Source organism: Hydrogenophaga sp. 2FB (assembly GCF_005503365.1).
Lineage (GTDB): Bacteria > Pseudomonadota > Gammaproteobacteria > Burkholderiales > Burkholderiaceae_C > Hydrogenophaga.
Window position 1 is genome coordinate 129,668 of sequence record NZ_SCML01000005.1, and the last position, 12,903, is coordinate 142,570.

11 protein-coding genes are annotated in these 12,903 nt (G+C 67.5%); 2 read left to right on the plus strand and 9 right to left on the minus strand.

The window, feature by feature from the left end; genetic code table 11:
* Positions 1–67: 67 nt before the first annotated feature.
* From FFS09_RS04770 to FFS09_RS04785, 4 genes are read right to left on the minus strand one after another with little or no spacing between them, the layout of a single operon-like run.
* Positions 68–1,441, minus strand: coding sequence for an MFS transporter (locus FFS09_RS04770; protein WP_137917712.1), 1,374 nt, complete (start codon positions 1,439–1,441; stop codon positions 68–70).
* Between the two features lie 51 nt (positions 1,442–1,492).
* Complete coding sequence (locus tag FFS09_RS04775) at positions 1,493–2,476, minus strand: Bug family tripartite tricarboxylate transporter substrate binding protein (RefSeq protein ID WP_137917713.1); 984 nt, start codon at positions 2,474–2,476, stop codon at positions 1,493–1,495.
* Between the two features lie 21 nt (positions 2,477–2,497).
* Entirely contained in the window at positions 2,498–3,025 is a 528-nt protein-coding gene (locus tag FFS09_RS04780; protein ID WP_137917714.1) for an aromatic-ring-hydroxylating dioxygenase subunit beta, read from the minus strand.
* Positions 3,022–4,332, minus strand: a complete 1,311-nt coding sequence (locus tag FFS09_RS04785; RefSeq protein WP_252374237.1) for an aromatic ring-hydroxylating oxygenase subunit alpha — start codon at positions 4,330–4,332, stop codon at positions 3,022–3,024. The genes FFS09_RS04780 and FFS09_RS04785 overlap by 4 nt, the downstream gene beginning before the upstream one ends.
* A gap of 96 nt (positions 4,333–4,428) precedes the next feature.
* On the opposite strand from FFS09_RS04785, the gene FFS09_RS04790 reads away from it, so the two are divergent.
* Positions 4,429–5,391, plus strand: coding sequence for a LysR family transcriptional regulator (locus FFS09_RS04790; RefSeq protein ID WP_137917715.1), 963 nt, complete (start codon positions 4,429–4,431; stop codon positions 5,389–5,391).
* 27 nt (positions 5,392–5,418) lie between these two features.
* Here the strand turns inward: FFS09_RS04790 and FFS09_RS04795 are convergent, their stop codons facing one another.
* From FFS09_RS04795 to FFS09_RS04805, 3 genes are read right to left on the minus strand one after another with little or no spacing between them, the layout of a single operon-like run.
* Positions 5,419–6,411 carry a Bug family tripartite tricarboxylate transporter substrate binding protein gene (locus FFS09_RS04795; protein WP_137917716.1) on the minus strand — a complete coding sequence of 331 codons (993 nt, stop codon included), beginning with the start codon at positions 6,409–6,411 and terminating at the stop codon, positions 5,419–5,421.
* Between the two features lie 44 nt (positions 6,412–6,455).
* On the minus strand, positions 6,456–7,433 hold the full coding sequence (locus tag FFS09_RS04800) for a hydroxymethylglutaryl-CoA lyase (RefSeq protein WP_137917717.1): 978 nt from the start codon (positions 7,431–7,433) through the stop codon (positions 6,456–6,458).
* Positions 7,430–8,656, minus strand: a complete 1,227-nt coding sequence (locus tag FFS09_RS04805; protein ID WP_137917718.1) for a CaiB/BaiF CoA transferase family protein — start codon at positions 8,654–8,656, stop codon at positions 7,430–7,432. Before FFS09_RS04805 ends, FFS09_RS04800 begins: the two co-directional genes overlap by 4 nt.
* 115 nt (positions 8,657–8,771) lie before the next feature.
* Between FFS09_RS04805 and FFS09_RS04810 the strand changes: the two genes are divergently transcribed.
* Entirely contained in the window at positions 8,772–9,665 is an 894-nt protein-coding gene (locus tag FFS09_RS04810; protein ID WP_137917719.1) for a LysR family transcriptional regulator, read from the plus strand.
* 33 nt (positions 9,666–9,698) lie between these two features.
* Here the strand turns inward: FFS09_RS04810 and FFS09_RS04815 are convergent, their stop codons facing one another.
* Complete coding sequence (locus FFS09_RS04815; protein ID WP_137917773.1) at positions 9,699–11,258, minus strand: gamma-glutamyltransferase family protein; 1,560 nt, start codon at positions 11,256–11,258, stop codon at positions 9,699–9,701.
* A 68-nt stretch (positions 11,259–11,326) separates the two neighbouring features.
* Positions 11,327–12,799, minus strand: coding sequence for an NAD-dependent succinate-semialdehyde dehydrogenase (locus FFS09_RS04820; RefSeq protein ID WP_137917720.1), 1,473 nt, complete (start codon positions 12,797–12,799; stop codon positions 11,327–11,329).
* Positions 12,800–12,903: the final 104 nt, after the last annotated feature.

Below are 12,903 nucleotides of genomic sequence, written 5' to 3' on the forward strand. Positions count from 1 at the left end.
TGATTGATCTTTATGTCAATTCGAATCCGGCTTGGGATGGCCGACGGCTAACGCCGAACAGAAAGGTTCAGGCCTGATGCCCGCTGAGCTGGCTGCCCGCGTCCTTGCGCAGGCGCAGGCACGCGGGCGTGGCCAGGGCGCCGATGCACGCCAGGATCACGAAGGCGATGCTGAAGTCCATGGGGACGGCGCTGGCCCGGCCGGCGCTGCGCGAGGCGAGCGTGACCACCACCGAAGAGAGCGCGATGCCGAACATGATGGCGAGTTGCCACATCATGGTGTTGAGCGTGGTGGCCGCGCCGATGCGCGCGGGCGGCACCTCGGCATACGCGATGGCCGTTACCGCGTTGAACTGGATCGCGCGCACGAAGCCCACGGTGCACACCGTGAGCGCGATCGCGCCCAGGCCCCAGTCGCTGCGGAACAGCGCGCACACCAGCAGCCCCACCACGCACAGCGCGCCATTGACCAGCATGACGCGCCGAAACCCCCAGCGCCGCAGGATGGTGGTGGTCTGCGTCTTGGTGAGCATGGCGACCAGGCCGCTGGCCAGCAGCACCAGGCCGCTTTGCACCGGCGAGTAGCCCAGGCCGAGCTGCAACATCAGCGGCAACAGAAAGGGCAGGGAGCCAAAGCCCACGCGCAGCAGCGAGCCCGACCAGAACGAGGCGGCGAACGTGGGCACGCGCAGCAGCGAAAAATCGAGCATGGGCAATGGCGTGCGGCGGCTGCGCCACCAGTAGGCCAGTGCCAGCACCGCCGTGGGCACCAGCCACACCAGCTTGTCCAGATGACCGCCGCGCAGGCCTTCGAACGCGACGATGGCCGTGCCCAGCGTGCCGCCGAGCAGCAGCCAGGACAGCAGGTCGAAGCGGCCGTCCGATGGTTGTTTGATTTGCGGCAGCGAGCGCGCGGCGCCCAGGAAGCACAGCAGCGCGATCGGCACGTTGATGAGGAAGATCCAGTGCCAGGAAAGCCAGGTGGTGATCAGGCCGCCCAGGGGCGGGCCGAGCATCGGGCCCAGCATGGCCATGGTGATCATCCAGGCCAGCGCGTTCACCAGTTGGGGTTTGGGCGTCACGTGCACGATGGAGGTGCGGCCCACGGGCACCATGAGCGCGGCCGAGGCGCCCTGCACCGCGCGCGCCGCCACCAGCATAGGCAGGCTGGTGGCCAAGGCGCACAGCACCGAGCTGAGCGCGAACAGGACGATGGCCGACTGGAACACGGTGCGCGTGCCAAAGCGCGAGGCCAGCCGGTCGCCAGCGGGGATGAAGGTGATGCTGCACAGCAGGTAGACCGTCATCGTGAGGTTCAGGCTCAGCGGCTCGACACCCAGGCTGGCGGCGATGTCGGGAATGGCGGGCGCGATGATGGTCGAGTCCAACTGCTCCATGAAGAAGGCCAGACCCACGGTGAGGGACAGCAGGCGCTGGTTCATCGGCGATGGAGTTCCTCGGGCATGCGACGCGTCAAAAAGAAAAGAAGGATGTTACTGGGTGACCTTGATGCCGCTGGTGCGCACGAAGTCCGACCATTTTCGCGCGTCGCCCGCGACCTGTTTGGCGAAGTCGGCCGGCGAGTTGCCGCCGGGCTCGGCGCCCACGGTTTCCATGCGCTTGCGCATCTCGGGCGTTTGCAGGGCAGGGCGCAACACGTTGGCAATGCGCTCGATGACGGCCGGCGGCGTGCCCGCGGGTGCGAACAGGCCGCTCCAGCCCGTGACGTCAAAACCCTTCACGCCCGATTCGGCAATGGTCGGGATGTCGGGCGTCTGCGGGAAGCGGCGCGCCGTGGTCAACGCGATCGGGCGCAACTTGCCCGACTGCATCCAGGTAAGCGCGTCGGAGTAGTTGGCGAAGGTCAGGTGCACGTCGCCCGCCGCGGCGGCGGCCACGGCCGGTGCGCCGCCCCGGTAGGGCACGTGGATCATGTCCAGGCCGAGTTGGTATTTGAGGATTTCACCCGCGAACTGCGTGAGGCCACCCGCGCCGCCGAAGTTGAGCTTGCCCGGGTTGGCCTTGGCGTAGGCCACGAACTCCTTGAAGTTGTGCACCGGCAGCGAGGGGTTGACCATCAGCACCAGCGGGTTGGTGTTGATGAGCGTGATGGGCGCGAAGTCCTTCACGCCGTCGTAGTCGACCTTGAAGATGTACTGGTTGAGCGTTTGCGGCGCGGCCAGCGCGAGCAACAAGGTGTAGCCGTCGGGCGGGCTCTTGGCGACGAACTCGGTGCCCAGGCTGCCCGCGGCGCCGGGCTTGTTCTCGATGACGATGGGCTGCTTCAGCTCGTCTTGCAGGACGGGCTGGATCATGCGGGCCACGATGTCGCCGATGCCGCCGGGCGCGTAGGGCACCACGATGCGGAGGGCTTTGGTGGGCCAGGGGTCGGCGGCCATGGCCCATGGCGCGGTGAGCGAGAGGCCGGTGCCCAGCAGGGCAAGTGTGGCCTTGCGGCGTGAGATCGTGGTGTTCATGGCGTGCTTTCCGGGAATGGGTCAGAGCGGATAGACGAGCAAGGTGTCGAGCATCCGCGAGTCCAGCACAACGCGTCTCTGCGCGAATTTCCATCCCTGGGGGCCTGGTTTGAGCACGTCGTCGTAGCGGCCGATCGCGAAGACCTCGGTCGCGCCCGTGTACATCGTCCGGTAGATCACGAAGGACGATCGCACGTCGCAACCACCATCGGCGCGCGGCTCGATCAGCGGGCGTCCGAGCACATGCCGGTGCGTGTGGCTCTCGAAGATGTTGGCGATGCGCAGCGCCTTGACGCGGTCGTCCATCATGCCGCGGCCTTCGCACAGCACGATGCCGATGGGGCGGCCCGCGGCGACGTTTTCGCGTGTGGTGATCTGGTAGACAGCGGCGGTCTCGAAGAAGCCGCTCCATTCCTCGACGCGGTCGTCGTCGAGGGCGTGGGCATAACGCTCCAGCAGGTCGGCGATCTCGTCGCGCTGGGCCAGGCTCAACGCGGGCGGGATGGTGGTGGCGGCGCGTGGGTGCGCCAGGGTGGCTGCGGCGTTCATTCGTGGAACCCCATGATGGTCTTGTAGCCGTGCCAGAAACCGCGCACGGCGGCTTCGGTGGCGCGAGACGACTCGTTCGATTCGGCGAGCGTGCCGCCCATCTCGATGAAGGAATTCACGTCTGCCGAGCCGTGCGTGCCGCGTTGCACGAAATTGTTGATGCAGCCGTCTTCGAGCGCCACCAGGCCGGCCGCACCGGTGAGGTTGGCCTGCATCACGCGCATCTTTTCCTGCTCGGGCGTGTCGGTTTCGTAGCCGAGGAACACCCAGAACAGCTCGGTCTTGTCGACGCCCCGGGGTACCACGAAGCGCACCGCCAGCGAGTTGAGCGTGAGCTGGCTCACCAGGGTCGGGAAGATGGTCTGGATGCTGTGCGTGATCTGGTCGTCAAAACCTTCCCAGGCCTTGAGCAACTCGGGCCCGTCGAGCGCGGAGTTGTACTGCGCCGAATGCACCTTCGCGTCCTGGTACTCGGCGGCGGCTTCCAGCGTGGCACGCTTGCTGTAGCTGATGTGGTGCCACTTCTTTTCCGAGAGGATGATGCCGCCGTCCATGTCGAGCCGGTTCACCTTGAACGTGGTGTAGAAGGTGTGCAGCAGCGTCGCGTGGTACGAGTCGCGCACGTTCTCGCAATAGAGCTTCCAGTTGTTGTGGATCATCTGGCTGTGCGTGCCGAGGATTTTCAACGGGTGGTCCATGTTGCGCTTGAGGAAGGCGGTGATGCGCTCGCCCAGATACTCTTCCAGCGGCGGTGTGTCGTCCGAGAAGGTGCCGAAGACGATGCCGGCCACCATGGCCACGCGCACGGGCTGCAGGCGGTGCTGGGCCGTGTCGAAGGTCTCGGGCATGCCGCCCTTGCCCTTCACGCCTTTTTGAAACACCACGCTGCGCAGCGTGCCATCGAGCCGGTAGTTCCACGCGTGGTACACGCAGGTGAGCGAGGGCTTGTTGTCGTGGTCTTTCAGTACCACCAGCGCGCCCTTGTGCGCGCAGCGGTTGACCATGGCGTGCACCACACCGTTGTCGTCGCGCGTGACGATGATGGGCGTTTCGCCGATCCAGGTGGTCTTGATGTCGCCCGGGTTGCGCACCTCGACTTCCAGGCAGAGGTAGTTCCAGACCGGGCCGCGGAAGATCTTCTGCTGCTCCATCTGGTAGATGGCCTCGTCGGAGAAGACGCGGTAGGGCACGCGGGCCGCTCCGCCTTCGGGCCAACGCATGTCGACCGTCGAAGCCGCGTCGGCCTCGGCGGTCGCGTGGCCCGGGCACGCGTGGGCATGGCGCGGATCGCTGTGTGCTGTTTCCATGGATCGTGGGATTTGGAGGTTCGGGTGGATGGATGCTAGGGACGCGGGGCTCATAAGTCGATAAGATGAGCGTGAACCGCGATATCTGTTTGGCAGATGACCCAAGACCTGTTCCCACGTTTCGATCTGAACCTGTTGCGCGTCTTCCTCGCCGTGTACGACGCGCGCAGCGTGGGCGGCGCGGCGCAGGCGCTCAACATGAGCCAGCCGGGCCTGAGCACCGCCCTGGCGCGCCTGCGCAAGCAGTTGGGCGACCCGCTGTTTCTGCGCGGCGCCAGCGGCATGGAGCCCACCAGCCGGGCGCGCAGCCTGGCCGATGCGGTGCGCGGCATCCTGCGGGCGGTGGACAGCGAGGTGCTCAAGCCGCCGGTGTTCGACCCCACGACCTCGCGGCGCGAGTTCCGCCTGGCGCTGACCGACATTGCCGAGGGCATTTATCTGCCGATCGTGTTGCGCGCGCTGAAGGAAAGCGCTTCGCGCATGAGCTTGCGCTCGGTGTTCATGTCGCCGCGCGAACTGGCGGGCGCGATGGCGGCCGGGGAAGTCGACATGGCGGCGGGGTTCTATCCCGACATCAAGGGCTCTGCCTTCATGCACCGGCGCATCGGTTTGCACTCGTTCGCCTGCCTGGCCAGCACGCGGCACCCCGAGCTGGGATCGCGCATGACCCTGGAGCAGTTCTCCCGGCTGCCGCACGTGGCGGTGGAGTCGACCGGGCGCAGCCAGGAGGTGTTCGATGTGTTCCTGCAGCGCAAGCAGTTGCAGCGCGACGTGGTGCTGCGCGCGCCGCACTTCATGAGCGTGCCGGTGATCGTGGCCGAAAGCGATGCGGTGGCCGTGGTGCCGCAGGCGCTGGCCGATTTCATGATCGACCACCCGCGCATCAAGCAGGTGAAGCTGCCGTTTCGGCCACCCACCTTCCAGGTGAATCTGTACTGGCACCGAAGTGCGCACACGGACCCGGCCAACCAGTGGTTGCGCCAGGCGCTGATCCGCGAGTTTCCGGCGCTGCAGGCCCGTCGTTACGACCGCAACGGGCAGGCGACGCCGTCACGTTGAGCAGATCTCCCTGGGTGACCCGAACGTTTATTCCGCCTCGATCTTCGAGCTGCGCACCACATCGGCCCAGCCTGCGAGGTCGGCCTTCACCTTGTCGCCCAGTTGCTGCGGGGTCTGGTAGTCGGCCGTGGCGCCTTGCTCTTGCGCCTTCTGCTTGAAGGCCGCGCTGTGCACCACGGTGCGGATATCGGCGGTGAGCTTGTCCACCACGGGCTTGGGCGTGGCGGTGGGCACGAACACCGCGAACCAGGAGGTGGCGTTCACGCCGGGGTAGCCCGCCTCGGCGGTGGTGGGCACGTCGGGCAAGCTCGCCAGGCGCTCCTTGCCCGTCACCGCCAGCACGCGCAGCTTGCCCGCGGTGATGTGCGGCATGAACGGCGGCGCGGTGCCGAAGGTCAGGTCGACCTGCCCACCCAGCAGATCCTGCAGCGCGGGACCCGTGCCCTTGTAGGGCACATGCACCATCTTGATTCGGCCTTGCTGTTCCAGCATGGCGCCCGTCACGTGTTGCAGCGAGCCGTTGCCCGACGACGCGTAGTTGAGCTTGCCCGGGTGGGCCTTGGCGTAGGCGATCAGCTCGGCCAGTGTCTTCACGGGCAGGTCGTTGCGCACCACGATGATCTGCGGCGCCGAGATCACGTTGGCCACGGGCTGGAAGTCCGACTGGTCCCACTGCTTCTGCCGGGTGAGGTGGGGCGAGATGACGTGGTAGCCCGAGTACTGCATGAGCAGCGTGTAACCGTCGGCCTCGGCGCGCTTGACGGCGCTGGCCGCGATGTTGCCGTTGCCACCGCCCTTGTTGTCCACCACCACCGACTGGCCCAGCACGGGGCCGAGCGCCTGCGCGAGCATGCGCGCCGACAGGTCGGTGGTGCCGCCCGTGGCGGTGGGCACCACCATGACCACGGGCTTGGCGGGATAGGCGCCCTGTGCCCAGGCGGAGGCACTCGGGCCCAGGCCCAGGCCCAGGGCGATGGCGCCAAGGGTCAGCGTGGTGAATTGCTTGCGGGTGGTTGTCATGTGAAGTCTCCTGGTTGCTGTCGTTGAATCAAAAGAACAAAAAATCAAGGCTTGGCCAGCGCGCGCGCGCGGATCGCCTCGAAGTCCGCGGGCACCGGGTGCAGCGCCAGGCGCGGCCCGGCCTTGGTGATCTGGCTGGGAATGTCGTGGCCGATGAGCGCGGGCAGCCGCTGCGCCGCGGCCAGCAGGCGCGGCAGATCCACGCCGGTGTCGTAGCCCGTCAGTGCCAGCGCGTGCACGATCTCCTCGCTGCACACGTTGCCGCTGGCACCCGGCGCATAGGGACAGCCGCCCAGGCCGCCCAGCGATGCATCGAAACGATCGGCGCCCGCGTCGATGGCCGCCAGCACGTTCGCCAGCCCCATGCCGCGCGTGTTGTGGAAGTGCAGTGTGAACACCACGTCCGGCCAGCGCGCACGCGCCGCCGCCGTGATGTGCGCCACCTGCGCGGGGTAGGCCATGCCCGTGGTGTCGCACAAGGTGACGCCGCTGACACCGATGTCCACGAAACGCTGCACCCAGCCGAACACGGTGTCGCTGGCCACGTCGCCTTCCATGGGGCAGCCAAACACGCACGACAGCGATATGTTGACGGCCACGCGCGCGGCCTGTGCCGTGGCCACCACCTGGGCCAGGGCCGCGAAGGACTGTTCCTGCGTCATGCGCAGGTTGGCGAGGTTGTGCGTGGCGCTGGCCGACATGACGAGGTTCAGTTCGTCCGTGCGCGCCTCGATGGCCCGCTCGGCGCCGCGCACGTTGGGCACCAGGGCGCTGTACACCGTGCCGGGGCGGCGGGTGATCTCGCGCATCACGATCTCGGCGTCCTTCAGCGCGGGTATGGCGGTGGGCGAGACGAAAGCCGTGACCTCGATCTTCGTCAGGCCTGCATCCGACAGCGCATTGGCCAGCGCGATCTTGTCCTGCGTGGGCACGAAAGCCTGCTCCATCTGCAGGCCGTCGCGCAAGCCGACTTCCTGCATGTGGATGCGGCGGCCGGCGCCGTTCCAGGCGTTGTGGCTCATTGAATCACCTTCTTGTCGCGCAGCAGCGCGATCTGCTGCGCCGTCAGGCCGGCCTCGGCCAGCACGGCGTCGGTGTCGTCGCCCAGGCGCGGTGCGTTGCTGCGGATGGTGCCGGGCGTGGCCGAGAGCTTGGGCACGATGCCCGGCACTTCCAGCGTGTGGCCATCGCGCGTGGTCTGCGTGAGCAGCATGTCGCGGGCGCGGTAGTGCGGGTCTTCGGCGATGTCCCTGGCGGTGTAGACCTTGCCCGCTGGTACGCGGGCGGTGGCCAGCGCATCGAGCACCTGCTGCACGCTGCGCGTGTGGCTCCATGCCTGAAGGGCGGCGTCGATCTCCTGCACGCGCGCCACGCGGCCCGCGTTGTTGGCGAGATCGGGCGCGTCCCCGAGGTCGGGGCGCCCGATGACGTCCATGAGCCGCTTGAAGATGCTGTCGCCATTGCCGGCGATGAGTACCCAGCCGTCGGTACACGGGTAGGCGTTGGAGGGTGCGATGCCCGGCAGCGCGCTGCCCGCCGCCTCGCGCACCGCGCCAAAGGCGCTGTATTCGGGGATCAGGCTTTCCATCACGTTGAACACCGCCTCGTGCAGTGCCACGTCAATCACCTGGCCCTGGCCGCCGTTGACCTTCCGGTGGTACAGCGCCGTGAGAACGCCGATGGTGCCGTGCAGCGCGGCCAGCGTGTCGCCAATGGACACGCCCACGCGCACCGGCACGCGGCCCGGCTCGCCCGTGAGGTGGCGCAGGCCGCCCATGGCCTCGCCGATGGCGCCGAAGCCCGGCAGGTCGCGGTAAGGACCGGTCTGGCCGTAGCCCGAGATGCGCAGCATCACAAGGCCGGGGTTGATGCGGTGCAGTTCCTCGGGCGACAGGCCCCAGCCTTCGAGCGTGCCGGGGCGGAAGTTCTCGATCAGCACATCGGCCTCTGCGATGAGCTTGCGCGCGATGTCCTGCCCGTCTTTCTGGCGCAGGTCCAGCGTCACCGAGCGCTTGTTGCGCGACTGCACCTGCCACCAGACCGAGGTGCCTTCCTGGATGAGCCGCCAGTTGCGCAGCGGGTCGCCGGTGCCGGGCGCTTCGATCTTGATGACCTCGGCACCGAACTCTCCCAGCGTCTTGCCGCAGAACGGCCCGGCGATGAGCTGCCCCATCTCGATCACGCGCACGCCATGCAGCGCGGTGGGGGGAATGGTGGCGGCGGATGGGGAATGCGTTGAATCCATGGGTTTGTGTCTCCTGCGGCGTGAATGATGCGCACAGCCCGTTCGACCGCAAAACGCTGATGCGCGAAGCTGCCATCGCCATTCGGCATGGCACAGGCGCTACGATGGATGCCCCATGAAGCTCGATCCCGTCTCCCTGCGCCTGTTCGTGGCCGTGATGGAGGAAAACACCATCGCCGCCGCCGCCGCGCGCGAACACCTGGCCGCATCGGCCGTCAGCCGCAGGCTGGTCGACCTGGAGGACGCACTGCGCGTGAGCCTCTTCACCCGCAGCAACAAGGGCACCGAACCCACGGCCGCCGCCTTCGCGCTGCTGAACCTCGCGCGCGGCGTGCTCAACGACCTCGACGGCATCGCCAGCCAGATGCGCGAGTACGGCAGCGGCGTGCGCGGCCACGTGCGCGTGGTGGCCAACATCTCGGCCATCACGCAGTTTCTGCCCGCGGACCTGCAGCGCTTCATGGCGCTGCACCCGCAGGTGGATGTGCGGCTGCAGGAGCAGATCAGCACCGCGATCGCCCATTCCGTGGCCGAGAACGCGGCCGACGTGGGCATCCTCAACGACGGCCACTATGGTGAGCGCGTGGTGCTGCTGCCCTACCGCAGCGACGAACTGGTGCTGGTCGTGCCCACCGGCCACGCACTGGCCCGGCGCAAGTCGGTGCGGCTGGCCGATGCGCTGGCCTTCGACTTCGTGGGTGCGCACCCGGGCAGCGCCATCAACAACCAGCTCACCAAGGCCGCGGCGGCGGCGGGCCTACCGCTGAAGCTGCGCATTCAGGTCACCAGCTATGACGCGCTGTGCCTCATGGTCAACGCCGGCTTGGGCGTGGGCGTCATGCCGCGCGGCAGCGCCGCGCTCTACAAAAACGCGCTGGCGATCCGCACCATCACCCTGAACGAGCCCTGGGCACGGCGGCAACTGGCGCTGTGCGTGCGGTCGGAAGAGTCGCTGTCCAGCGTCGCCCGGCTGCTGGTGGACCACCTGCGCGCGGCCACCCCGGCCTGACACCGCTGGGCCGGGCGGGAGGTGCTCCCTTCCTCAGAAGCCCACCGCCTGCCCATCCCGCCGCGAATCGCTTGCGGCCACATAGCCATCTTCGAGGTCGTCGCTCAGCCGCGCGATGAACTGGCCGCTGCCGAAGTCGAGGTAGGTGTCGGCGGTGGGTTCGAAGCGGTGGCCGAGCGCCTTGAGGCCGTCGCGCAGCGTCGGCGCCATGGTGGTTTCGAAGTCCACGTCCAGACCCTTGCCCCATTTCCAGCGCGGCGCATCGCACGCGGCCTGCGGTTGCTGACCGTGCACGAGCATGCGCACCAGCGTCTGCACATGGCCTTGTGGCTGCATGTTGGCGCCCATCACGCCAAAGCCCATCACCGGTTGCCCCTCGCGCGTGAGGAAGCCCGGAATGATGGTGTGGAAGGGGCGCTTGCCCGGGGCCACCTGGTTGGGGTGGCCGTCCTGCAGCGTGAAACCGTGGCCGCGGTTGTGCAGGCTCACGCCCCAGCCGGGCACGACCACGCCACTGCCAAAGCCCAGGTAGTTGGACTGGATCAGGCTCACCATGCGGCCTTGTGCGTCCGCTGTGGTGAGGTAGACCGTGCCGCCGCTGGGCGGCTTGCCCGGCCCGGGATCGATGGCGCGCTTGGGGTCGATGAGCTTCGCGCGCTCGCGCAGGTAGGCCGGGTCCAGCAGGTCGGCCGCGCGCACCTCGGTCATGAAGCGCTCGTCGGCCACCCAGCGGTAGGTGTCGGCAAAGGCGATCTTCATGGCCTCGATCTGCAGGTGCTGGCTTTCGATGCTGTCGACACCGAAGCGGCCGATGTCAAGTTGTTCGAGCATGCCCAGCGCCATCAGCGCGGCGATGCCCTGGCCGTTCGGCGGCAGCTCGTGCACGCGGTGGCCGGCGAACGCCACGTCGATCGGTTGCACCCATTCCACGCGGTGCGCGGCGAGGTCGCTGGCGCGCAGTTGCGCGCCGTGTTCGCGCGCAAAGGCGTCGATGGCGGCGGCGATCTCGCCCTGGTAGAAGGCTTCACCGCCCGTCTCGGCGATACGGCGCAGCGAGCGGCCCGCATCGGCGAAGCTGAAACGTTCGCCCGGCAGCGGCGCGCGGCCGCGCGGCAGGAAGGCCTGCGCGAAGCCGGGCTTGTCGTGCAGCAGTGGCATCGCCAGGTCCCACTTGTGCGCGATCACGGGTGTCACCGCGAAGCCGCGCTCGGCCAGTTCGATGGCGGGTTCCATCAGGTCGGCGAAGGGCAGGGCGCCAAAGCGCTCCGACAACGCGGCCCAGCCCGCCACGGCACCCGGCACGGTGACCGCGTCGAAGCCGCGCAGCGGAATCTGGCCGCCGTGCTTGTTGTCGAAATAGCTTTTGCTCCAGCCCGCTGGCGCCACACCCGAGGCGTTCATGCCGTGCAGTTGCTGGCCGTCCCAGACGATCGCGAAGTTGTCGCTGCCCAGCCCGTTGGAGCAGGGCTCGACGACGGTGAGCGCGGCCGCAGTGGCAATCGCCGCATCGATCGCATTGCCGCCCTTGAGCAGCATGCGCAACCCCGCCTGCGCGGCCAGGGGTTGCGTGGTGGCGACCACATTGCGCGCCATCAGCGGCGCGCGGGAGACGGGGTAGGGGTTGTGCCAGTCGAAGTTCAAAAGATGCTTTCCTTGCGAGTTCACTTCAAAACATCACCGATGCAGAGGTATTTGATTTCTACGTAGTCGTCCATGCTGTGGTGCGATCCTTCACGGCCCAGGCCCGATTGCTTTACGCCGCCGAAGGGCACGTGTTCACTGGCGATGATGCCGACATTGATGCCCACCATGCCGTACTCCAGCGCCTCGGCCACGCGGTAAATGCGGCCCACGTCGCGGCTGTAGAAATAGCTGGCCAGGCCGAACTCGGTGTTGTTGGCCGCGTCGATGGCCTCCTGCTCGGTCTTGAAACGGAACACCGGCGCGAAGGGACCGAAGGTTTCCTCCTTCGCGCACAGCATGTCGTTGGTCGCCTCGGCCACCACCGTGGGTTCGAAGAACTGGCCTTCCAGTTTCTTGCCGCCGGTGAGCACCTTGCCGCCCTTGGCCACCGCGTCCTCCACGTGCCGCTGCACCTTGGCCACGGCCGCGTCCTCAATCAGTGGGCCTTGCACCACGCCCTCGGTGAAACCGTTGCCGACCTTGAAGGCCTTTACCTTGGCGGCGAACTTCTGCACGAAGTCGTCGTACACGCTGTCCTGCACGTAGAGGCGGTTGGCGCACACGCAGGTCTGGCCCGCGTTGCGGTACTTGCTGGCGATCGCCCCGTCGACCGCCGAGTCGATGTCGGCGTCGTCGAACACGATGAAGGGCGCGTTGCCGCCCAGTTCGAGCGAGAGCTTCTTCACCGTCGGCGCGCACTGCGCCATGAGGATGCGGCCGACCTCGGTGGATCCGGTGAAGCTGAGGTGGCGCACCACGTCGCTGGCGCACAGCACCTTGCCCACGGCGCTGCTGTCGTCGCTGGTGATGACGTTGAGCACGCCGGCGGGAATGCCGGCGCGAATGGCCAGTTCGGCGGCGGCCAGCGCGGTCAGCGGCGTGAGCTCGGCCGGCTTGATGATCACCGGGCAACCCGCGGCCAGCGCGGGCGCGACCTTGCGCGTGATCATCGCCAGCGGGAAGTTCCACGGCGTGATGGCCGCGCACACGCCGATGGGTTGCTTGAGCACCATCAGGCGGCGGTTGTTGTCGAAGGTGGGCAGGGTTTCGCCGTTGACGCGCTTGGCCTCTTCGGCGAACCACTCGACGAAGCTCGCACCGTAGGCCACCTCACCCTTGGCTTCGGGCAGCGGCTTGCCTTGTTCGGCGGTCATGAGGCGGCCCAGATCGTCCTGGTTGGCCATCAGCAGGTCGTACCACTTGCGCAGGATGTTGCTGCGCTCCTTGGCGGTTTTGCCTTTCCAGGCCGGCCAGGCGGCGTTGGCGGCGGCGATCGCGGCCTCGGCGTCCTTCGGGCCGAGGCTGGCCACGTCGGCCAGCTTCAGGCCGGTGGCGGGGTCGAGCACGTCGAAGCGGCTCGAACCCTTGACCCACTGCCCGTTGATCAGGCCGTCGGTCTTGAGCAGGGTGGGGTCCTTGAGCAGGGCCAGGGGGGAGGTCTTGGTGTCCATGGCGTGTCTCCGTCAAAAAATGTCGTGCACGAAAAGGCGTCTGTCGCCCACGGGATCCGGTCGATTTTGCCGCGCTTGGGCCAGGGGTGCCCGGCATGTTGGAA